18 protein-coding genes are annotated in these 22,153 nt (G+C 71.8%); 11 read left to right on the forward strand and 7 right to left on the reverse strand.

Features of this window, described 5'->3' with window-relative positions; all coding sequences use genetic code 11:
• Positions 1-120 precede the first annotated feature (120 nt).
• The 4 genes from PPSIR1_RS22475 to PPSIR1_RS22490 form a co-directional block, all read right to left on the reverse strand.
• A complete protein-coding gene (locus tag PPSIR1_RS22475; protein ID WP_006973455.1) occupies positions 121-3,276 on the reverse strand; it encodes a serine/threonine-protein kinase in 3,156 nt (1,051 codons plus the stop codon).
• Between the two features lie 131 nt (positions 3,277-3,407).
• A complete protein-coding gene (locus PPSIR1_RS43505) occupies positions 3,408-6,446 on the reverse strand; it encodes a tetratricopeptide repeat protein (protein ID WP_006973456.1) in 3,039 nt (1,012 codons plus the stop codon).
• A gap of 218 nt (positions 6,447-6,664) precedes the next feature.
• On the reverse strand, positions 6,665-7,582 hold the full coding sequence (locus tag PPSIR1_RS22485) for a hypothetical protein (RefSeq protein ID WP_006973457.1): 918 nt from the start codon (positions 7,580-7,582) through the stop codon (positions 6,665-6,667).
• A 133-nt stretch (positions 7,583-7,715) separates the two neighbouring features.
• Positions 7,716-8,684 (reverse strand): UbiA-like polyprenyltransferase, encoded by a 969-nt coding sequence (locus PPSIR1_RS22490; protein WP_006973458.1) that lies wholly within the window; start codon positions 8,682-8,684, stop codon positions 7,716-7,718.
• 73 nt (positions 8,685-8,757) lie between these two features.
• Here PPSIR1_RS22490 and PPSIR1_RS22495 point away from each other — a divergent pair, with 73 nt between their 5' ends.
• The 6 genes from PPSIR1_RS22495 to PPSIR1_RS43515 all read left to right on the forward strand — a co-directional run bounded on the left by PPSIR1_RS22495 (position 8,758) and on the right by PPSIR1_RS43515 (position 13,524).
• Positions 8,758-9,762 (forward strand): hypothetical protein, encoded by a 1,005-nt coding sequence (locus tag PPSIR1_RS22495; RefSeq protein ID WP_157595846.1) that lies wholly within the window; start codon positions 8,758-8,760, stop codon positions 9,760-9,762.
• A 55-nt stretch (positions 9,763-9,817) separates the two neighbouring features.
• The gene (gene ung / locus PPSIR1_RS22500; RefSeq protein WP_006973460.1) at positions 9,818-10,525 is read left to right on the forward strand and encodes a uracil-DNA glycosylase; all 708 of its coding nucleotides are present in this window, start codon (positions 9,818-9,820) and stop codon (positions 10,523-10,525) included.
• A 38-nt stretch (positions 10,526-10,563) separates the two neighbouring features.
• Complete coding sequence (gene arsH / locus PPSIR1_RS22505; protein WP_157595856.1) at positions 10,564-11,274, forward strand: arsenical resistance protein ArsH; 711 nt, start codon at positions 10,564-10,566, stop codon at positions 11,272-11,274.
• 72 nt (positions 11,275-11,346) lie between these two features.
• Positions 11,347-11,811: a hypothetical protein gene (locus PPSIR1_RS22510; protein ID WP_157595847.1), complete on the forward strand. Its 465-nt coding sequence runs from the start codon at positions 11,347-11,349 to the stop codon at positions 11,809-11,811.
• 151 nt (positions 11,812-11,962) lie between these two features.
• On the forward strand, positions 11,963-13,156 hold the full coding sequence (locus tag PPSIR1_RS43510; RefSeq protein WP_006973463.1) for a hypothetical protein: 1,194 nt from the start codon (positions 11,963-11,965) through the stop codon (positions 13,154-13,156).
• A 65-nt stretch (positions 13,157-13,221) separates the two neighbouring features.
• A complete protein-coding gene (locus tag PPSIR1_RS43515; RefSeq protein ID WP_006973464.1) occupies positions 13,222-13,524 on the forward strand; it encodes a putative quinol monooxygenase in 303 nt (100 codons plus the stop codon).
• A 100-nt stretch (positions 13,525-13,624) separates the two neighbouring features.
• On the opposite strand, the gene PPSIR1_RS22525 is transcribed toward PPSIR1_RS43515, so the two are convergent.
• The 3 genes from PPSIR1_RS22525 to PPSIR1_RS22535 all read right to left on the reverse strand — a co-directional run bounded on the left by PPSIR1_RS22525 (position 13,625) and on the right by PPSIR1_RS22535 (position 16,031).
• Positions 13,625-14,563, reverse strand: a complete 939-nt coding sequence (locus tag PPSIR1_RS22525; RefSeq protein WP_006973465.1) for an NAD-dependent epimerase/dehydratase family protein — start codon at positions 14,561-14,563, stop codon at positions 13,625-13,627.
• A gap of 18 nt (positions 14,564-14,581) precedes the next feature.
• Positions 14,582-15,403, reverse strand: coding sequence for a lysophospholipid acyltransferase family protein (locus PPSIR1_RS22530; RefSeq protein WP_006973466.1), 822 nt, complete (start codon positions 15,401-15,403; stop codon positions 14,582-14,584).
• Positions 15,404-15,476: 73 nt separating this feature from the next.
• Positions 15,477-16,031: an Lrp/AsnC family transcriptional regulator gene (locus PPSIR1_RS22535; RefSeq protein WP_006973467.1), complete on the reverse strand. Its 555-nt coding sequence runs from the start codon at positions 16,029-16,031 to the stop codon at positions 15,477-15,479.
• Positions 16,032-16,232: 201 nt separating this feature from the next.
• On the opposite strand from PPSIR1_RS22535, the gene PPSIR1_RS22540 reads away from it, so the two are divergent.
• From PPSIR1_RS22540 to holA, 5 genes are all read left to right on the forward strand, one after another.
• Entirely contained in the window at positions 16,233-17,447 is a 1,215-nt protein-coding gene (locus tag PPSIR1_RS22540) for a threonine/serine exporter family protein (RefSeq protein ID WP_006973468.1), read from the forward strand.
• A 101-nt stretch (positions 17,448-17,548) separates the two neighbouring features.
• Positions 17,549-18,766 carry a hypothetical protein gene (locus tag PPSIR1_RS22545; protein ID WP_006973469.1) on the forward strand — a complete coding sequence of 406 codons (1,218 nt, stop codon included), beginning with the start codon at positions 17,549-17,551 and terminating at the stop codon, positions 18,764-18,766.
• A gap of 18 nt (positions 18,767-18,784) precedes the next feature.
• On the forward strand, positions 18,785-19,519 hold the full coding sequence (locus tag PPSIR1_RS22550) for a DUF434 domain-containing protein (protein WP_006973470.1): 735 nt from the start codon (positions 18,785-18,787) through the stop codon (positions 19,517-19,519).
• A 57-nt stretch (positions 19,520-19,576) separates the two neighbouring features.
• The gene (locus PPSIR1_RS22555; RefSeq protein WP_006973471.1) at positions 19,577-21,025 is read left to right on the forward strand and encodes a class I SAM-dependent RNA methyltransferase; all 1,449 of its coding nucleotides are present in this window, start codon (positions 19,577-19,579) and stop codon (positions 21,023-21,025) included.
• Entirely contained in the window at positions 21,022-22,113 is a 1,092-nt protein-coding gene (gene holA / locus PPSIR1_RS22560; RefSeq protein WP_006973472.1) for a DNA polymerase III subunit delta, read from the forward strand. The genes PPSIR1_RS22555 and holA overlap by 4 nt, the downstream gene beginning before the upstream one ends.
• Positions 22,114-22,153: the final 40 nt, after the last annotated feature.

Consider the following 22,153-nt stretch of genomic DNA (forward strand, 5'->3'; position numbering starts at 1 on the left):
CGGGGGACCCGTGAGCTGCTGCACGGGCTCCAAAACGGCGCTGGTGCGGGTGTCGGCGCGGTGTCGAGGGGCCTTTGGGTGCCGCGAGGTGTGCAGCTGCGAGCGCGGCCGCAGAGTCCTTCACTGCGCTGTGATTGCGGCCTCGGGCGGGCGCGCGGCGTCCTCGATTTGTCGGCGTAGCTCGGCCGCGAGCTCGGTCAGCGCGGCCCCGCGAGCGGGATCGCTCTGGGCCACGAAGGCGCGCATGTCTGCGAGCACGACGAGGGCGCGCTCGGGGTTGCCGTCGGGTCCGAGGGTGAGGGCGAGGGCCCGCTCGTAGGCTTGCCGGGCCTGCCCGTCGTGGCCTTCGTGGCGCTCGAGCTGGGCGCGCAGCAGGGCCAGCCGCCAGAGCCGTCGGTCGTTGGGTTGGGCCGCGGGGCCGTCGGTGGCGATGCGGGCTTGGGCCAGGGCGCCGGCGTGGTCGCCCTGGGCGAGGCGGGCCTCGATGATGAGGAGGTCGCGGTAGGGCAGCTCCTCGGTGCGCGACCCGTAGACCTCGAGGGTGAGCTCTCGGGCCGCGGCGGCCTCGGCCTCGGCCGCGGCGAAGTCTCCCTCGCGCAGGGCGAGTAGCGCTCGCGCGTAGTGGGCCTTGCCGAGGCTGTCGGGGGTGGACGCCGCCTCGTAGATGGCCAGGGCCGCGCGCCGCTGAGCGTCGGCTTCGTCGCCTCGGTCGAACTCGACGAGGACCTCGGCGAGCGCGAGGTGGGTGTCCGCTGTCTTTGCGTGTGCCGGTCCGTGGCGATCGCGGTAGATGGCCAGGGCCTCGCGAAGGTGCGCCTCTCCGACGACGCTCATTCCCAGGTCGACCTCGGTTCGCCCGAGCCCGAGGGCGAAGGCGGCGGCCCTCGGGTGGCGGGGGTCGAGCTGCGTCCGGGCGAGCTCGAGGCCTCGCAGGTAGTGCCCGCGGGCCGCCCGCGTCTGCCCTTGGCTGAGTTCGATGCTGGCCAGGTTGATGGTCGGGGCGAGGTTTTGTGGGTGGTCGGGGCCTTGGACGAGGGCTTGATTGTCGAGGGTGGTCTGAAACTCGACGCGCGCCTCGTCGAGCTCGCCGCGGAGCTGGTGGACGGCGCCGAGGTTGTTGTGCACCGCGGTGACCGAGGTGTGCAGGGGACCCAGGTGCGTCTGCCACAGCTCGAGCGCTCTGCGGTACTGACGCTCGGCCTCGTCGAGGTCCTTGCTGCGGAAGGCGAGGCTGGCCAGACCGTTGTAGAAGGGGGCCAGCTCGGGGTGGTCGTCGCCATAGATGGACCGGGTGAGCTCGAGGCCGTGCTCGAGCAGGGCCTTGGACTCGTCCCAGCGCTGCTGCTCGCGGTAGATCGTCGACAGCTTGGCGTCGAGTTGGGCCTCGAGGATCTTGCCCAGCCGCGCGTCGCGGACGAGGGCCTGGGCGACGAGGCCAACGCTCTCGGCCCTGTCGAAGTCCCCGAGCTGGGCGTAGTTGCGAACGAGCAGGATCTGGGCCCGGGCCTGGGTCTCCTCGTCGCCGGCGAGCGCGGCGGCGTGGATGGCCTCGTGGCCCGACTCGATCGCGTCTTCGTAGCGGCCCAGCCCGCTCTGCGCGAACATGGTCGCGAGCTTGGCCCGCCCCGTGCCCCCGACGTCGCCGAGCTCGGCCGCGAGGGTGGTGGCCCGCGCGCTCGAGCGCAGGGCCTCTTCGTAGCGCCCCAGCTCGGCGTAGGACTCGGCCTTTGCGACGGTCGCCTCGACCTCCAGGGACTCCTCGCGCGTCCGCGTCGTGGGGCCGCTGCGCGCGAGGTCGCGGCAGGACTCCGGCGGCACGAGGGAGCTGACCGAGTCGGGGGCCTGGGCGACGGTCCCGGCGTCGGCCTGCTGAAGCACGGCGGTCAGCCCCGCGACGCGACGCAGGCCGCGGTCGAGGCACTGCATCTGCTCGGCCATGACCTCGAGGGGGACCTCGCCGCGGACCATGGTCGCGGCGCAGACCTCCGCGTTGACGTCGCGCCAGCGCTGGACGTGGGTGTCGAGGCCGGCGCGCACGCGGCCCAGGGCGTCGTCGGCGAAGGGGGCGTCCGTGGCTCGGAAGCTCTCGGCGATGTTGCGCTGGACCTCGACGTCCCAGATGCCCGCGAGCTTGTCCGGGGGGAGCTCGCACAGCTGGGCCGAGGACGAGGCGTCGCGCGTGAGCAGCACGGCCGCGGCGAGGGCCAGCGCGCCCGCCAGGCCGGCGACGATGAGGCGCCAGCGCCGGCCGCTGCCGAGCTCGGGCCGCATCGCGTCGAGCAGGGCGTCCATGTCTGGGAAGCGATCGCTCGGGGCAGGGGAGAGCCCCCGAGCCAGGGCCTGACGCAGCGGCGCGGGGACCTTCGCGGTCGAGGCGCTCGACGAAAGCTCGCCAGCCTCGAGGACGCCCTCGAGTTCCATCCAGCTGCGGGCTCGGTAGGGGCGCTCGCCGTGGATGGCCTCGTAGCAGGCGACGCAGAAGCTGAACTGATCGCTGCGGGCGTCCACGAACTCGCCCCGGAGCTGCTCGAGGGACATGTACGCGGGGGTGCCGAGGCGGGCCCCGGTCCGCGTCAGCTGGGTCTGGAGGATGTCGAAGCCGTGCGGAGCGGTCTGCTCGTCGTCGAGCGCCTCGTCGGCGGCCCGCCCGGTCCGCGCGAGTCCAAAGTCCATGACCCGGACCAGGCCGTCGTGTCCAATCATGACGTTGTCTGGCTTGAAGTCACGGTGCACGAGCCCCGCGGCGTGGGCCGCCGCGAGGCCTCTGCCGGCGGCGTCCAGGGTCTCCATGACCTGCTCCCAGGGGTGCGGCCCCTCATCCATCCACTCGCGCAGGGTCTGACCGGCGATGAACTCCATGGCGATGAACAGCTGATCGTCGTGGATGCCGACGTCGTAGACGGTGACGACGTTGGGGTGATTGAGGCGGGCGAGGGCCTGGGCCTCGCGCTTGAGGCGAGCGTGGGCTTGGAGGGCGACGGGTCCGCGGCGCTTGATCAGCTTCAGCGCGATCTTGCGATCGAGCTCGGGGTCATAGGCGGCGAGGACCACACCCATGGCGCCGGCGCCGAGGGGATCGAGGACGACGTAGCGTCCGATCTCTTCGCCCCGGGTCGGCGCGGTGGAGGCTCGCGCGGCGAGGAAGCCGAGGCCCGGGTCGGCGTCGAGGGCCGCGGTCCGTCGTCGCCCGAGCGGCTCGAGCGAGCGACGTCCATCGCTCGCCAGGGTGTCGTCGGTGTCGCCGGAGTCAGGCGACGGACTCGATGAAGCGCTCACGCATCGATGGTAGCGCCCGCTCGCGGCCCCGGGGTGGCCGATCGAGTCAGAGACTGCCAACGAATCCACAGTCTCTGACTATTTTAGCCGTCGTGGACGACGCCACGCCCTCCCTGCCCCACGTCCACGACTCAGGGCTCCGCGGGGGGGAACTCGGCGAGCTCGCGCCGGAGCTGGGTCGCTACCTCGCTCAGCTCCGCGGCATGAGTGGGATCGCGCTGCTGCTCGAGGGGCAGCCATTCGTCGAGGATCAGGAGGGCGCGCTGGGGGTTGCCGTCGGCGCCCTGGGTCAGCTCGAGGGCTCGCTCGTAGGCCTGGCTCGCGGCGCGGGGGTGCCCCTGGTGCCGCTCGAGGCGGGCGAGGAGCAGGGGCAGGCGCCACAGTCGGCGGTCGGTCGGTTGGGCGGCGGGGCTCTCCGCGGCCTCGCGAGCGCGCTGCAGGGCGAGCTCGTGCACGCCCTGCTTGGTGAGCGCCTCGATGATCACGAGGTCGCGGTGGGGGAGCGTTTCCGTGCGCGGCCCGAACACCTGGACCGCGAGCTCGCGCGCCTGCACGGCGAGCGCGTTGGCGCGGGCGAAGTCCTGGTCCTGGAGGGCGAGCAGGCTCTGGGCGTAGAGGGCCATGCCGCGGCTGTCGTCGTCGGCGGAGTAGATGTCGAGGGCTGCGCTGCGCTGGGCGGTCGCGGCTTCGTCCTGGCCCTGCTCGAGCAGGCAGTCGGCGAGGGCCATGTGGGCCTCGGCGGTCTTGGCGTGGTCGGGCCCGTGGCGCTCGACGTAGATGCCCAGGGCCTCGCGGATGTTGTGCTCGCCGAGCTCGGGTTGGCCCAGCTCCATCTCGGTCTTGCCCAGGGCCAGGGCGAAGTCGGCGACGCGCGGGTGCCGGGGGTCGAGGATGTCCCGGGACATCTTCAGGCCCAGGGCGTAGCGCTCCCGGGCGAGCCGCGTCTGCCCCTGGCTCAGCTCGACGCTGGCGATGTTCAGGTGCAGGGCGAGGTTCTGGGGGTGGTCGTCGCCGAGCAGCAGGCTCTGGCTGTCGAGCGCCGCCTCGAACTCCTGGTGGGCGAGCTCGAGCTCCCCGCGCATCTGGTGCACGGCCCCGAGGTTGTTGCGCGCGGCCGCGACCGATGGGTACTGCTCGCCGTAGTGGGTGCGCCACAGGTCGAGGGCGGAGTGGTAGTGGCTGGCCGCGCGGCCGAGGTCCTGACGCGACATCAGCAGCAGGGAGCCGAGGGAGTTGTGGAAGATGGCCAGCTCGGGGTCGTCGTCGCCGGACAGGCTGCGGTTGAGCTCGAGGCCCTCGACGAGCAGGGCCTCGGCCTCGGTCCAGCGCTGCTGCTTGCGGTAGACGAGGGCCAGCTGCAGGTTGAGCATGGCCTCGATGTGCTTGCCGAGCTTCGCGTCGCGCACGAGGGCCTCGGTGACGAAGCCGATGGCCTCGGCGGCGTCGTACTGGCCCAGGGAGGCGTAGGTCCGCAGCAGCCAGATCTGGGCCCGCGCGCGGGTGACCTCGTCTCCGGCCCGGGTCGCGGCGTTGATGCTGTCGCGGCTGACCTCGGCGGCCTCTTCGTACTTGCCCAGGCCCCACAGCGCGCGCATGTGGGCGAGGGCGGCCCGGCCCTGGCCGCCGACGTCGCTGCGCTCGGCGGCCATGTCCGCGGCCCGGGTGCTCGACTCGAGGGCCTCCTTGTAGCGGCCGTGGTCGATGTAGGACTCGGCCTTGGCGACCTCGGCCTCGACGTCGAGGAGCTCGTCGCGGCGGGAGTCGCTGACGGCCTCGGGCTTGTCGATGTAGATCTTCTTGCACGAGTCCGGGGGCTCGAGGGACTGGACGGAGTCGAGGGCCCGGGCGACGGTCTTGGTGTCGGCTTGTTGGAGCACGGCGGTCAGGCCGGCGACGCGCCGCAGGCCGAGGTCGAGGCAGTGCATCTGCTCGGCCATGACCTCGAGGGGGACCTGCTTGCGGACCATGGTGGCTTCGCAGATCTCGGTGTTGAGCTCGCGCCAGTGATCGACGTGGGCGTCGAGCCCCGACTCCACGCGCTCGAGGGCGCTCTCGGCGAAGGGGGCCTTGGTGGCGCGGAAGCTCGCGGCGATGTTGTCGCGGACCTCGAGGTCCCAGATGCCGGTGAACTTGTCGGCGGGCAGCTCACACACGGCGCTCTGGGACGCGTCCGCCTTGCCCAGCTGGGTGAGGGTCAAGGTCGAGGCGACGAAGATGGCGGCCAGGCCTCCGCCGACTAGCCAGCGCCTTCGGTTCTGCGCGGGATCGCGGTGCAGGGCGCTGAGCAGCGCCTCCATGCTCTCGAAGCGGTTTGGAGGCTCGGGCGCGAGGCCGCGGATGACGGCGGTGTGCAGCCACGCGGGCACGTTGCTGTGCCGGGGGACCGGGCGGATCTCGTTGGCGAGCTTCGCGGCGCCGAGGGTGGCGCGGTCGCGGCCGGCGTAGGGGCGCTGGTGGTAGAGGGCCTCGTAGAGCGCCGCGCAAAACGAGAACTGATCGCTCACCGGGCCGACCTCGCCGCCGAGGTGCTGCTCTGGGGACATGTAGGCCGGCGTGCCCGCGATGGTGATCCGGCCGCCGATGCGCCGGAGCTCCGCGGAGGTTCTGGCCAGGCCGAAGTCGAGGACGCGGATGCGCCCGTCTCGGCCGAACATCGCGTTGCTGGGCTTGAAGTCGCGGTGGACGAGCTTGCGCTCGTGGGCGGCGGCGAGGCCCTTGCCCGCGTCGATGAACACGTCGACGATGGTCTGCCAGTCGTGGTCTTCGCCCATCCACGCGCGCAGGGACTGGCCCGCGAGGAACTCCATGACGATGAACAGGCCGGCGAGGCCGGGCTCTCGCTCGGCGCGCTCGATGGTCTGCACGTCGTGGACGGCGACGACGTTGGGGTGGGACAGCTGCGCGAGGGCCTTGGCCTCGATCAAGCGCTCGTCGAGGAACTCGCGGTCGACCTCGGCGTCGTCTTCTGCGAGCAACATCTTGATCGCCACGCGACGATCGAGCTGCGGGTCGTAGGCCGCCCACACCGAGGCGAAGGACCCCTGGCCGATGCGCTCGAGCAAGACGTAGCGATCGAGGCGCGTCAGCTCCGAGATGATCTCGAGCTCGCTGTTGGACGCGCTCGGCCCCGCCGAGGTCGAGCTGAACGACTCGACCTGCGTCTGTGCCATGGGGTCATGCACCCGGTGAAGGTAGCTCTACACCATGGCCATTTCGACCCCAGGCGCCGGTAGAGAACGCAATTTAGGGGGATTGCTTTGGAACTTTTCCACCTGCGTTGGGGATGAACGCCCCAGCAGGGAAAAACTCCCGAAGTCCGTCGAGGAAAACGCCCCAAGCCGCACCCCGCGTCGCAGCGAGAGGCGATCCGAGCGCACTCGAACGGCACTCAGGGCGCGCGGCCCTCGGCCTCGACGCGCTTGCGGGCACGCTTTTCGCGGCGCTTGGTCCCGTCGAAGAAGGCGCCCGCGTGCAGGCCCAGGTAGAAGCGAAAGCGCTTGTTGTTCTCGGCGTAGTGGATGAGCTGCGACTGCATCCCGCCGACGGCGAGGGCGAAGGTGAGCGCCGTGCGATCGATGCGGCTGGTGACCGAGAACTCACCCATCACGACATGATTGCGCGAGATCCACGGCTGCTCGAGGGCCGTGCTCAGGGGCGCGAGGCGCCTGGGGCCCGAGGCCAGGGTCCAGTCGAAGCCGTAGCCGAACGCGGCGCCCACGACCTTGCCCTGGACGCCCACGTAGGCCTGGGGGAAGAGCGAGACGGGCTGGGCGTTGCGGGTGTTGGCCACGTTCCCGCCGATGCCGAGGGCCAGGCGGACCATGACGTACTTGAGGAACTGCGCCTGGTAGCCCAGGTCGAGGTGCATGGGCGCGTAGTGGAAGCGCTCGAACTCCTGCGTATTGTCGTTGAAGGCCCGGGTCAGGCGGACGTAGTGGGCGTGCAGGGTCAGGCGGAAGCGGTGCGTCCGGGGGAGCTCGCGGCCGCGGGGATCGACCTCGCCCATGCTCGTGTCAAAGTTGCGATCGCGGCTGCGCTTGGCGGCGATGGGCGGCAGGCCGACGAACATCGCGGGCATGGCCGGCGGGGCGCTCAAGCGCGGCTCGACGAGCTCGGGGAGCGCGGGCAAGTCGGCGAGCTCCGGGAGGGCGTCGCGCTCGGCGGGCTCGGGCCCTTCGCTCGGGCGCGGGGTGTCCTCGAGCTGCGCCGCGTCGGCGCTCCGGGGCAGGAGCGCGAGGGTGCACGCGAGCGCGAGCGAGGCCAGCGCGGACGAGGCGGGGTCGAGGAGGCTGCGGCCGCGACTCACGGATAGAGCATCCGAGCCGAGGTGCCCGCTGTCAAACCGGCGACGCACGAATTCGCCGGTTCACCCCAGGCTCGGGGCGCGCGGGCGGAAAGCGTGAAGGCTCCGCGAGCGCGCGGCCATGGACGCCGGGGTCTCAAGAGAGCGCCGGCAGGACCACGATGTCGAGGAGCACCGCCGCGAAGTAGGCGATGCTGATCCACCCGTTGAGGTCGAAGAAGGCCTTGTCGATGCGGCTGAGATCGTCGGGGCGGACGATCCAGTGCTCGTAGATCAGGATGGCCACGACCAGCCCGGCGCCCACGAGGTGGGCCGGGCCCATGCCCGCGAGCCAGTGCAGGGCGCCCAGGGCCGCCGCCGTCAGCAGGTGCAAGGCCGCGCTGAACACGAGGGAGCCGCGCACCCCGAAGCGGGCGGGGATGGAGTTGAGCCCCGCGCCGAGGTCGAAGTCGCGGTCCTGGAGGCTGTAGAGGATGTCGAAGCCGGCGACCCAGGTGCCGACGGCGACCATCATCACCGAGGGCAAGAGCGCGCCCTCGAGGCCGCCGGTGATCGCCACCCAGGCGCCGCCCGGGCCGAGGGCGAGGGCCAGGCCGAGGATGAGGTGGGCCGACCACGAGAAGCGCTTGAACAGGCTGTAGCCCCCGACGATCACCAGGCACAGCGGCGAGAGCAGCAGGGCGGTCGTGCCCAGGGCGCCCGCGGCCCCCACGAACACGGCGCTGGCGAGGACGGTCAGCACGATCGCCGCGCGCAGGCTGATCTTGCCCGCAGGCAGCTCGCGGTTGGCCGTGCGGGGGTTGGCCGCGTCGATGTCCCGGTCGACGATGCGGTTGAAGCCCATGGCGGCCGTGCGGGCGCCGGTGAACGCGAGGACGATCCACACCAGCTTCAGCCAGGTCATGCCCACGCCGTCGCCGAGGCCCGTGGTGGTGGCTGCTCGGTGGGCGAGGATGGCCGAGGCGAGGGTGAAGGGGAGGCCGAAGATGGTGTGGCTCAGGCGGACGAGGCTGGCGTAGTGGACCAGGGTCGACCACAGCCCGGTCGCGGGCACGGTTGGCGCGTCCTGCGGGGCGGGATCGGCGGGAGGGCTGGGCTCGGCCATGGACGGGCGCAGCGTAGCGCATGGCGGGGTGGGGGGCCTTGAACCCTGGCGGGGGGCTCCTATGCTCCGGCCCATGACGAGCCTCCCCACCTGGGCTGCCGCGCTCGGCACTCCCGCGCGGCTGACGATGTTCGAGACGCAGGTCCGCGGGTGCCTGCAGGCCTGCGTGGACGAGCAGCTCCACGGGCGCGAGGCCAGCGCGAGCCTCGACGGCGGGGTCGCGAGCGTGCGGATGCGTCGGGGCGAGGGACGCCGCGGTTGGATGCAGGCCCAGCTCGGGCTCATGAACCTCGCCCAGCGCTGGGCGGTGGAGGTGCCCGGCGACGCGGGGGAGACTGACGCCGAGAGCGTCGCTCGGGGCCACGCCCTGATCGCCGAGCACGTCGCGGTCTCCGTGCGGCGCATGGCCCAGGCCGAGCACGACGACCAGGCGCTGCGCCCCGAGGCGCTGCGGGTGCGCCTGATGAACGAGCGCCACGCGGTCGAGTACGCCGAGGGCCTGGTCCAGCGCCGCCTCGCCCGAGGGCTGCACGCGGCCCTGGTCTTCGACCTGCCCGAGGTGTTGCGCCCGCTGACGCCCGAGCGCGCGGCGAGCTGGGAGCGGGAGCTCGACGCGGTGTGGGCCGAGGCCCTCGAGCGGACCCAGGCGGGCCTGAGCGAGGGGGAGGGCGCGGTGGTGGTCGAGCGCCTGCGCCTGTTCGACCGCGTGCCGGTGCTCGCGATCACCGGCGACAGCTTCCTGACCACCTCGCGGATCCTCGACCTGGGCGCGGTCCTCGACGCCGCCGAGCTCGGCGAGGGCTGGCGCGAGTTGGGGGCTGTGGTCGTGACACCCAACCGGCACACGGCGCTGGCCCATGCCCTGGGCGGATCGACGGACTTGGCGACGGCGCTGGCGGCCCTGCAAAAGGCCGCGGCCTCGCTCTACGAGCAGGGCCCGGGCTCGCTGTCTCCGGAGCTCTACTGGTGGCGCGGCGGCGCCCTCGAGCACATCCACGCCGGCCGCGACCGCTCGGGACGCCTGATGCTCGGGGCGCCAGAGGCCTTCATGCGCGAGGTCGTGGGGGAAGCGGGCTGATCCCGACCCAGAGGTTGGCATGCGCCACCGATTGAGCCGATGATGCGGCCGTCCCATGTCCGACGCCTTCCCGCCCATCCCCGATAGCTGGTCCGAGGCCCTCGAAGCCGACCTGGGCCAGCACAGCCTCGATCTGCGCAACCTCCAGGGCCTCCAGGACTTCGTAGCCAAAGAGCGCGCGGAGCATCAGGTGTTCCCGCCGACCGACGAGGTGTTCGCGGCCCTCGAGGCCACACCCTTGGATGGGGTCCGCGCGGTCATCCTCGGCCAGGACCCCTACCACGACGACGGCCAGGCCCACGGCCTGTGCTTCTCCGTTCGGCGGGGCGTCAAGGTGCCGCGTTCGCTGCACAACATCTACAAGGAGCTCGCCGCGGACATCGAGGGCTTCACGGCCCCGGACCACGGCTGCCTCGAGGCCTGGGCCGAGGAGGGCGTGCTATTGCTCAACACCGTGCTGACCGTTCGCGCCCACAAGGCCAACTCGCACCGCAAGAAGGGCTGGGAGCGCTTCACCGACACGATCATCGCCGCCTGTGCCCGCCGAGAGCAGCCCATGGTGTTCGTGCTGTGGGGCAAGCCGGCGCAGCAAAAGCAGGCGCTCATCGAGGGCCACGGCGAGGGGCGCCACCGCGTCCTCAAGTCCGCCCACCCCTCGCCCTTGTCGGCGCGCAACGGCTTCTTTGGCAGCAAGCCCTTCTCGACGACCAACGCCCAGCTCGAGGACTGGGGCCAAGCGCCCATTGACTGGAGGCTCGATTGAGCAGCGACTACCGCGACGGGAACCCGCCGGCGCTCGCCCTGCCGCGCTTTCCCGACGCGCCCAAGCTCGAGCTGCGCCTGGATCCGCCCAAGATCCTGCTGCTCTACGGCTCCCTGCGCGAGCGCTCCTACAGCCGCCTGCTCGCCGAGGAGGCCGGGCGCGTGCTCGAGGGCCTGGGCTGCGAGGTCCGCTTCTTCGACCCCAAGGACCTGCCGGTCAAGGCCCCAGGCCTCGACGATCACCCCGAGGTCCAGCGCCTGCGCGCGCTCTCGCTGTGGTCCGAGGGGCAGGTGTGGTCGTGCCCGGAGATGCACGGGACGATCACCGGCGTGTTCAAGAACCAGATCGACTGGATCCCGCTGTCGATCGGTTCGGTGCGCCCGACCCAGGGTCGGACCCTCGCCGTCATGCAGGTCAACGGCGGCTCGCAGAGCTTCAACACCGTCAACACCCTGCGCGTGCTCGGCCGGTGGATGCGGATGTTGACCATCCCCAACCAGTCCTCGGTGGCCAAGGCCTACCAGGAGTTCCACGACGACGGGCGCATGAAGGACTCGGCCTACCGAGACCGCGTGGTCGACGTGATGGAGGAGCTCTACAAGTTCACGATCTTGACCCGGGACATCCGCGAGTTCCTGGTCGATCGCTACAGCGAGCGCCGCGAGGCCGAGGCCAAGGCGGCCCGGGATGCGCTCTTGGATCCGGACAACCCCAAGCACCGCATCCAGGCCGACGGCTCGGGCCTGTAGCTCATCTGCGGGCCGTTCTCGCCGGCAAAAAAACGTTGGGATCACTCGCTGCCCTGGGTGCACTGCCCAGGCATGCAATCGTCTGACACCGCTCCCCGTCCCCGCCTGGCCATGGGCCGTCGCCGCGCCCTGCGAGCCTTCACCGGGCTCGCGGCCCTCGGCCTCGCCTTCACCGCAGCCCCGGCCGTCTCCCAGGCTTGGAGTGTCTACAACTTCACCGACGAGCCCACGCCCAAGCTCAAACTCGTCGAAGACGCAGCCGGGGACCTGGTGCTGGCTGACGGAGACGTCCAGGGTGACCATCTGACCAGCGCCTTCTCGGGCACCTCCGTGACCGTGATCCTCAAGGCGCCCGCGGGCTGGACCCTCGACTCGGTCAGCTGGTCGGGCGGTAGCGGGGGCGTCTTGACCGTGCCCGCCCCGGGCGTGGAGGAGACCCACACCTTCACCTACGTGGCGAGCCAACCGGCGACGGGGACCTCGGGCACCGGCGCAGGGTCGTTCAAGATCCGGCGCGCGGGTTCTGGGGGCACCTGAAGCTTCAGACTCGGCGCAGCCTCGATGCGGGGACCCGGACGGGGACCGGCCAAGGGGCTGCAAAAAAAGACTCGACGGCTCCTGGGATATCGGTCATGAGCAAGCCATGACGCGGCTCTCTTCGCCTGCTTGGACCGTAGCCTTCGCCGTCGTGACCGCCGCCCTCCCGCTGGCCTGTGTGCCAGCTGAGGAGGGGGGAGAGGACGAACTCGGGGATACGGGGACCGAGACCGAGACCGGCTCCACGGAGACGGATACGACGGAGACGGACTCGACGGACACGACCGAGACCGAGTCGACGGACACGACCGAGACGGATACGACGGAGACTGAGTCGACGGACACGACCGAGACGGATACGGACACGACCGAGACGGATACGACCGAGACCGATACGGACACGACCGATACGGATACGACCGAGACGGACACGACCGGCAGCGTCGTCGAGGCCGTGCCGCCCTCTTGCGCGATGCACCTGATGCACCACGCGGAGCTGTCCTTCCACATCACCCAGGGCGAGTGCGTCGACGGCGTGTGCACCTGGGACTACGACCCCGCGGGCGCGGTCGTGACCCAGATCGTCGGGGAGTACGCCGCGGCGACCGGCGAGTTCTCGTGGACCGTGGCCTACGATCCGGCGCACTGGCGCGCCTCGACCACCGTCGCGGGCACCGCGAGCTTCACCGAGTCCGGCGACGAGAGCTCGGACTACGGCGTCGAGACCCTCGACAGCCTCGGCGTCACCCACCTCGAGACCGTCCACCTCGAGCGCAGCGAGTGCGAGTTGACCAGGACGAGCACCCGCGACGGCCTCGACTACGTGCTCCAGGGGACCTACAGCACCGGCGAGCCGCTGTTCACCTACACCGACGGGCAGATGCCGCCGATGTGGACCAGCGCCGCCTTCGTCGTCGACGCGAGCGGGAGCTTCGCCAGCGGGACGGCGAACGAGTCCCTCGACGTCCCCAGCCCCAACATCGACCTCGACGAGTTTTGGTGGAACTACGTGCACACCCGCGAGTACGACCTCGACGGCAACGACAGCGTGGACTTCCAGCAGTACAACGGGCTGTCCGACTGGAGCCGCCAGGGCACCTGCAGCTGGGACATCGCGGGCACCGAGACCTGCGACGTCGCCGTCGACAGCGAGGACTGGGGCGGGAGCGCGGAGTGGACCAAGGACTACGCCGGCAACGGCGAGGGCGTGTTCTCGGCGTGGTTCTACAACCAGATGACGATGGAGTGGGGGCCGCAGGATTGCCCGATCACCTGGGTCGAGGGGTCGTGCTCCTACGCCTGCCCGGGCGGCCAGATGGACGACTGCGGCTACTTCCTGATGTAGCAGGGCGGGGGCGCGCCCGTGTTCGCGTTTGGGTGATGGGGGGTCATCCGTGAGAGCCTGGGCCCATGTCCCAGACTCCCTCCGTCGCCCTCTGCGTTCGCCTGTCCGTCAAGCCCGAGCACGCAGACGCCTTCGCGGTCGGCCTCGCTCAGGCCGCGCCGAGCACCCATGCTGCTCCGGGCAACCTCGGCTTTTCCGCGGGCCGCTCCCGCGAGCAGCCGGCGGTGTTCGTGCTGTATGAGCGCTGGGCCTCGCAGGCCGAGCTCGACGCCTGGCACGGCTCGCCGATGATGCGCGAGCGGATGGCCAGCTACCCGGAGCTGCTCGCGGGGCCCCCCGAGGTCACGATGCTCGAGGACCTGGCTTAGCCCTCTGTCTATTTTAGCCGTCGTGGACGACGCCACGCCCTCCCTGTCCACTTTAGCCGTCGCGGACGACGCCACGCCCTCCCTGCCCCACGTCCGCGACTCAGAGCCCCCGCCGCTCGCGGAGGATCGACGCGTCGCGGAAGCTACCCATCGTCGCGTGCTCGTCCCAGTGGTAGTCGAAGCCCGTCGCCTCGCCAAAGGCCGAGTTGTCGACGACCACCGGGTGCTTGAGGTGGGTCAGCGCGCCGCGGGGGAGGTGGGGGAGGCCGAAGCGACCGAGCACGCGGGGCAGCATGCCCTCGGGGATGGGCACGGCGGTGCGTCCGGTGGCCTGGCACAGCACCGAGAGCGGCACCGGAGGCGGCCCGGCGATGTTGAACACGCCGGCGATCTTGGACTCCGCGGCGAGCACGATGGCCTTGGCGGCGTCGTCCTCGTGCATGACGTGGAACAGGGGGTCGAAGCCCAGGGCCATGGGCACGCGCGGACCGGCGAGGAAGCTGGCCAGGGTCCCGCGGCCGCTCGGGCCGAGGGCGTAGACGATGCGCAGCACGACGGTGCGCATGTTCTTGCAGCTCCACAGCGCCCGGCTGGCGTAGAGGTCGGCGGCGACGAGGTCGGCGAGCTCGGGGAAGGTCGAGACGGCCAGCGGGGGCTCGTCCTCGTTGCGGTACAGGGGCGCGTCGGCGGCCGCTCCGTAGATGGTGTGGCGCCCGACGAACACGGCCTCCTCGACGCCGAAGTCGTTGCAGTGCTTGAACACCGCCTGGGTCCCGCGCAGGTTGACGCGGTAGCGCTGCTCCCGGCTGGCGTCGAAGTGGGTGACCGTCGCCATGTGGATGACGACCTTGGGCCGGTGCACGCGGAACACGTCGGCGGCCGGACGCTTGCGCACGTCGGTCTGGAAGATCTTCACGCCTCGGGGGGCGCCCTGCCAGGGGCGCACGTCGATGCCGAGGACCTCGTGGCCGCGCTCGACGAGGCGCAGCGCGACGAGCTGGGCGTGGGCGCCGGCGATTCCGGTGATCAGGACTTTCACGGCGGGGACTCTCCGCTCTCAGGGGGTGTCGGCGAGGTTGCGCGAGCGAGAGCTGCGGCCGTCGGCGATGAGCTGCTCGATGCGCTCTTTGACCTTGGCGACGTGGCCCTCGATGACGTCGTCCGGCTCGTTGCCCGAGCCCGAGAACTGCATCGGCTCCCCGTAGTGAATCTCGCAGTGGACGGGCAGGGGGAGCGGGAGGAGGTAGGGGGTGATCGGCACGTAGGGGGCCTTGAACAGCTTGGCCAGGGCCTTGGCGTGGTAGACGGTGGGGATGGCCTCTTCGCCGCCGATGAAGGCCAGGGGGACGATGGGGATGCCGACCTCGAGGGCGATGCGCATGAAGCCGGTGCCGAAGCGGACCAGCTGGTAGCGGTCGCGGTAGAGCTTGCCCGTGCCCCGCGCGCCCTCGGGGAAGGCCATCAGCACGCGGCCGTCGGTGAGCAGGCGCTTGGCGTGCTCGGGCAGGCCGGGCAGCTGCCCCACGCGGCTGAACCAGGGCGACAGGAACGGCCAGTTCTGGGCGAATTTTTCGACCATGCCGTGGGCCAGGCGCGGCGGGTCGTGGTCGAAGAACATCGACGCGAGGATCATCCCGGCGTCGACGGGCAGGCCCCCCGAGTGGTTGCTGATCAGCATCACCGGGCCGCTGCTCGGCACGCGCTGGATGTTGTGCGCGCGGACCCGGAAGTAGTGCTTGTAGAGCACGCCCAGGCTGGTCAGGAACAGGCCGAGGTGGGCCTTGGAGACGCCGTAGGGGTCGAGGCCCCAGCGGTTGAAGGGCAAGTCGAGGGCCTCGATGCGCTCGCGGACCTCGGGGCTGGTGGCTTGCCTCAACATGCGGCGCGCCAGTGTAACGCGGCGTGCGCAGGGGCAAAAGCTCCGTTTTGGTCAATCGGGGAGGTCGGCGGGGTCAGGGCTCGGTGGCCTTTCGCCGGGTCTTTCGAGGCGGCTTCGATCCCGACCGGGTGGCCTTGGCGGGCTCGGGCTCGGGGGCGTAGTTGGGCAGCACGGCGCTGCGGTGGTGTTGGAAGATCAGCGATGTCTCGATCTGCCCGAGGTGCTCGAAGTCGGAGATCGGCTCGGCGACCAGCTCGCGCAGGTGGTCCACGTCGCGGACCCCGACGTGCACGACGAGATCGTGGGAGCCGGCGACGTAGTAGAGGTCGAGGACCTCCGGGAGCTCGAGCAGGTGGTCCCAGTAGGCCTGCATGTCGCGCGGCTGGTGCCTGGCCATGCGCACGAACACGAGGGCCTGGATCCCGATGCCGACGGCCGCGGGATCGACCTCGGCGTGGAAGCCCGCGAGCACCCCGTCCCGAACCAGCTTTTGGACCCGCGCGAGGCAGCTCGAGGGCGCCAGGCCGACGATCGCGGCGAGCTCCTTGTTGGACAGCCGAGCATTGTTTTGCAACTCGGCGAGGATTCGATGATCGATTCGGTCGAGGGCTGGCTTGGTGCTGTCCATGCGAATTCAATTTGGTGGAATTTATCTCAAACGTAGTCAAATTCGAGATTCAGGGACCCAAGCCAAGGAATATTTCTCATGACCCATGTCACTCAGACTCGCCTGGACCACGGATCGGTTGGAGTCAGCCCGGTTGGAGTCAGCCCGGTTGGAATCAGCCCGGTTGGAATCAGTTCGGTTGGAGCCAGTGAGGCGTTCGTCGTGGCTGCAGCGACGGCGCTGCAGCGCCTGGGGAACTCGGCCCACGAGCTCGAGGCTACCCTCGCGGCCCTCGAGCTCGAGGCCCTGGGGCCGGTGCAGGTGTTCGCCACCCCGACCTCCGTGGAGCTGGCCTTTGGCCGGGACGCCCAGCGCACGCGGCTGCTCCGGGTCGAGGCTGGGGAGGCGCAGCTGGGGCCGCTGGTCGAGCTTCACCAGGTGATCGCCGCGGTCGCGTCCGGGTCGATGGCCGCCGGGGCCGGGCTCGAGGCCATCGAGGCCATCACGGGTGCGCCGCCGCGCTTTGGTCGGGCCATGACCTTGCTGGCCTTCGCGGCCGCTTCGGCCGGGGCCGCGCGCTTTTTGTCGGGCAGCCTCGCCGACGTGATCGTCGCGGGCGGGCTCGGGCTGCTGCTCGGCGCCCTGGCCCTGGCGAGCAGCGGCCGGCGCGGGCTCGGCCGGGTGTTCCCGAGCGCGGCGACCTTCGTGGCCGCCGGGCTCTCGGCCGCCCTGACCGGGCTCGTGCCCGGGCTCAACGAGGGCGTGACGACCCTCGCGGCGATCATCGTCCTGGTCCCGGGGCTGAGCTTGACCCTGGCCATGGGCGAGCTGGCGACCCGTCACCTCGTGGCCGGGACCGCGCGCTTCGCCGGGGCGATGCACACCTTCGTGACCATGGCCCTGGGCGTGGCGCTGAGCCGGGCCCTGGTCGAGATGGGCGACGCGCGGGTGCTCGTCGAGCTGCGCTGGGCGCTGCCCGAGCTCTACCTGATGCCCATGGGCGAGCCCTCGCGCCTGCTCGCGCTGATCCTCGCGCCGATCGGCTTTTGCGTGCTGTTTCAGGCGCGCTGGCGCGACGCCCCGGCGATCGCGTTGACGGGGGTGCTCGCGGCGGAGCTGGCCCGGGTGGTCGGCGCGGGCTCGGGGCCGGAGTGGGGGCCGGAGCTGGGCGCCTTCGCCGGGGCGATGGTCGTGGGCCTGGGCGCGCGGCTGTATGCCAACTGGGCCGAGGTGCCGCGGGCGGTCGTGCTGCTCCCGGGGCTCTTGCTCCTGGTCCCCGGATCCGTGGGCTTTCGCGGGGTGACGGCGCTCTTGGCCCACGACCCGAGCGCGGGCATCGAGGGGGTGTTTCGCATGCTCCTGGTCGCGGTGGCCCTGGTCGCGGGGGTGCTGGTGGTGCAAGGAGCGGACGCGGAGGTCGAGGGCGCTCGGTCCTGATAGGTTGTCGGGGCGACGTGCCTCGGCTGCCCACAGTTCTCGGTCTCGGTCTCGGTCTTGGTCTCGGTTTCGGGCTCGCTGCGCTGAGCGCCGGCGCGGCGATGGCGGGGCCGGCCGAGACCGATCCGGCCGAGACCGATCCGGCCGTCGGCGAGGACGGCGAGGCGCGGCCGCTGGTCGTCCTGCTGATCGAGACCGGAGCCGAGGGAGCCCTCGACGAGCACCAGGCCCTGCGCCGGGCCGTGCGGACCGAGCTCAACGACGTCGCCGTCGACTTCGACGCTCAGATCGTCGCGCCCGTGGCCAGCCTCGACCAGCGCCTCGCGTCCGCGGAGTCCGTGCGGACCGAGCGGGGGGCGCTGTTGGTGGTCTGGGTCGAGGCCGGCGCCGACGGGCGCGTGCTCGACTTCGTGGCCGAGCCAGGGCTGGTCCGGCGCCCCTTGCCGGGCGCCAGCGCCGAGGCGGCGGCTGTGGTGATCCGCTACTTCGTCGCGGATCTGGCCGCGGGGCGTGCCCTCGGCTTTGGGGTCGCCGCGGTCGAGGGTGGCGCGTCGACGCGAGCGGGCAGCGAGGGCGGGGAAGCGCCCGAACCGGAGCGTAGGGGCGGCGAGCGCCCGGCCTCCGACAGCGGCGAGCCGAGCTCGCCGGACACGCCGGGCGAGGACACGGGGGACAGCCCGGAGCTCGCGCTGCTCCTCGGCGACCGCGACCGCGTGGCCCTCGGCGCGGGCTACCTCGGCCAGACCTGGGTCTACGAGCGGCCCTGGGAGCACGGCGCCGAGCTGACCCTGGGCTGGCGCCATCCCCTTGCGGCGGCGTCGAGCGCCGGCGCCCTGCGCCTGGGCGCGAGCTATCAGATCGCGCCGGCCTACCAGTCCGAGACGCCGACCCAGACCAGCCTCGGCCTGGTGTGGTTTCGGGTTCGGCGGGCCCCGGCGGCCCTCTACGCCGGCTACCAGCACGAGTGGCCGGCCCTCGATCTGCTCGTCGACGCGTCGGTGCGCGTGGGCGTCGAGGTCAACCCGCGGGAGGCCTTCTCGGGCGTCGACGGCAGCGGCACCGACAGCACGGGCCGCCTCGACCTCGGCCGCGCCCGGGTCACCCCCTTCGTCGAGCCGCGCCTGGGCCTTTCGTGGGTGGTCTCGACCCCCGTCGCGGTGTTCGTCGCGGCCGGCCTGCGGGTGATGCCGCTGCGCCACGAGCACACCTTGCGCCTCGAGAGCGACGAGGGCGTCACGGAGGACATCGAGTACCTGCGCCCGCGCACGGTCGTGCCGACGGTGTTGGTTGGCCTGGGGGTCTACCTCGGGGCCCAGTGAGCGCGGTAGAGTGCGCGCGTGCCCCGGGGTCCCGCCCAAGACGACGCCGTGGACTTCGGAGCCGAGGCGCTCCCGGGTCTGCGCACGGCGGTGTCCGAGCTCGCCTGGCTGCTCAGCCGGGGCTACGCGACGACCTCGGCCCTCGAGCTCGTCGGCAACCGCCACGACCTGCGCGCGCGCCAGCGCACGGCCGTGCTGCGCTGCACCTGCACCGATGACGAGGCCGAGGCCCGGACCGCGCGACGCGTCGGAGCCGCGCAGCTGCGGGGGCGGGCCGTGGCCCTCGACGGCTTCAACGTGCTGATCGCCGTGGAGTCGGCCCTGGCCGGGGGCGTGGTCCTGCGCGGGCGCGACGGGGCGCTGCGCGACATGGCCAGCGTGCACGGTAGCTACCGACGCAGCGAGACGACTCAGGCGGCCGCCGAGGCCATCGGCGAGCAGCTGGCGGCGCTGGGGCCGAGCGCCGTGCTGTGGCTCCTCGATCGGCCGGTCTCCAACAGCGGCCGGCTCAAGGTCAGCCTCGCCGAGCTCGCGCAGGCGCGGGGCTGGCCGTGGACCATCGAGCTCGACTTCGATCCAGACAAGCGCCTGGCGCAGCTCGGAGGGGAGGGCGCCAGCGCCAGCCCGCCGCCGGTGGTTGCGAGCGGCGACGGCTGGATCCTCGACCGCGTCGACGCCTCCTTCGACCTGGCCGCGCACACCATCGCGGCCGCGCGCCCCGACGCCTGGCTCCTCGACCTGGGCCTGCTCTGACGGGGTTGGACCCCAGGGCATTGCCGGTCGGGGTCCGTGGGGCTACAACCGCGGGTCATGGCCGAGAGCTCTCAGATGGAAGCCGTCGAGCTGACCGTGCGCATTCACGACCTGGCGCACGGCGGGGCGGGGGTGGGTCGGCCCGAGTCCGAGACCGGGACCCCCGAGGGCGAAGCGGAGACTCGCGTCTGCTTCGTCGACGGAGCGCTGCCCGGGGAGCGCGTGCGCATGCGCGTGGACACCGAGAACAAGCGCTGGTTGCGGGGACACTGCGTCGAGGTGCTCGAGGCGGCGCCAGAGCGCAGCGAGGCGCCCTGCGCCCTGGCCGATCGCTGCGGCGGCTGCGGCTGGCAGCACGTCGAAGCCAGCGCCCAGGCCAAGCTCAAGGCCAAGATCGTCGAGGGCCAGCTGCGGCGCCTGCCGGTGGTCGTGGCCGAGTCCCTGCCGAGCCCCTCGCCCCTGGGCTACCGCCGGCGCGCGCGGGTCCACTACCGCAAGACCGCCGCGGGCCTCGAGCTGGGCTTTTACGGCCAGCGCAGCCACGCGATCGTCGACTGCGCGACCTGCCCGGTCCTCGACCCGGCCCTCGACTGGGCCGTGCAGCAGGTCCGCGCGTGGGCGCAGTGGCTGCCCGAGCGCGGCGAGGTCGTGGGCCTGAGCAACGGCAGCGAGGTGGTCCTGGGCCTCCCGGGCGTGCGCCATGACCCGGAGCTCGAGGCGGCGATCCGCGCGGTCCTCGGCGAGCCCAAAGACGGCGAAGACAGCGAAGAGTCCAAGGAGCCCGTGCTCCTGGGCGTGCAGCTGCGCGGCGGCCGGGAGCGCGTCGGCGTGGGCCGGACCCACCTCGAGCTCGACGGCGACGGCCCCACGCCGCCCGTGAGCCAGGGGCCCTTCACCTTCAGCCAGGCCCAGGCCGCCCAAAACCGCAACCTCGTCGAGCACGTCGCCGCGCGCGTGCGCGAGAGCGGCCGGGACGCCCGGGTGCTCGAGCTCCACGCGGGCGTGGGCAACTTCTCCCGGGTGCTCGCGCGCTCGGCCAAGGCCGTGTGGGCCGTCGACGGCGACCGCGAGGCCATCGCCAACCTCCAGCGCACCGCCGAGCGCTGGGGCCTGCGCATCAACGCCAAGCGCGGCCAGGCCGAGCGCCTGCTCGCCAAGCTGGCCACGAGCGGGCGGCGCTACGACGTCGTGGTCCTCGATCCGCCGCGCTCGGGCATCGGGGAGGCCGCGGCTCGGGACCTCCTGTCCGTGGTCCGCGATCGGGTCGTCTACGTGTCCTGCGACCCCGCGACCCTGGCGCGGGACCTGGCCGTGCTGCTCGCCGAGGGCTCGGGCCTCGAGCTCGCCGACCTGCGGGTGTTCGACATGATGCCGATGACCCCGGAGGTCGAGGTCGTGGCGACGCTCAACCGCGTCGGCCCGAGCCCCGAGCCGCCCGGGCGCGCCAAGCCTGGGGGCAAGGGCAAAAAGGGCGCCAAGAAGGGCAGGGGAGGCCCGCGGCGGTGAAGGACCTGCTCGACGCCGCCAAGAACGGCCAGCTCGCCCCGGTCTACCTGCTGTGGGGCGAGGACTCGGCAGCCGTCAAGGCGGTGGTCGACGCGGTCCGCGAGGCCGTGCTCCGCCCCGGCGGCGTGTCGACGGGCATGGAGGCCTTCAACCACGAGCGCTTCGACGCCCCCTACGTGCTCGCCGCCGCCGAGGTGCTCAACGCCTGCGGCCAGGTCCCGATGATGGCCGATCGGCGCCTCGTCGAGCTGAGCAACCCCGAGGACTTCGGCAAGCACAAGCGCGCCGAGGAGCTCGACGGCGAGGTCAAGGCCCTCGAGTCCAAGCGCGACGACGCGATCGGGGCGCTCATCGAGTACTTCGACGACCCCAACCCGACCACGGTGCTGATCATCACCAGCGCCGGCATCAACGGCACCTCCAAGCTGGTCAAGGCGGCCAAGAAGGCCAAGGGGGTCGTCGAGCGCAAGCTCGCCCCGGCCTCGGAGCAAGAGGCGGCCGACGAGCTCCTCGACGAGGCCCAGCGCCGCCAGCTGCCCCTGACCCGGGGCGGCGCCCAGGCCCTCGTCGCGGCGGTCGGCACGAGCCTCGCCGATCTCGTCCCCGCCCTCGAGCGCGCCGTGGCCTTCGCCGAGGGGGCGTCCGTCGAGCGCGAGCACGTCGAGGCCGTGGTCGCGACCACGCGCGAGGCCAACGTCTTCGATCTCACTGACGCCGTCGGCCGGGGCGATCACGTCCGCGCCCTCGAGATCCTCGCGCACATGTTCCGCACGGCTGAGAAGGACCCCGGCCAGGCCATGCGCCTGCTCGGCATGCTGACCTGGCAGATGCGGCGGCTGTGCACCGTGGCCTTCGCCCGCGACCCCGCCCGGGCCCTCAACATCAAGCCCTTCGCGGTCCGCAAGCTCCAGCAGCAGGCCTCGCGCTTCGACGAGCGCCGGCTCCGGGCCGCCTACGCCGGCCTCGCGCGCCTCGACTCGGACCTCAAGGGCGGCTCGAAGCTCGCCTACGAGTCGCCCTACGTCGCGCTGCAGCGGTGGATCCTCGACACCTGCGGCGCGCTCCCGGGCGTCGATCCGCTGGGGTGAGCGCCCGAAGGCGAACGAGAAGAGCCCCGCTCGCGGGCGC

This window comes from Plesiocystis pacifica SIR-1 (assembly GCF_000170895.1).
Taxonomy (GTDB): domain Bacteria; phylum Myxococcota_A; class Polyangia; order Nannocystales; family Nannocystaceae; genus Plesiocystis; species Plesiocystis pacifica.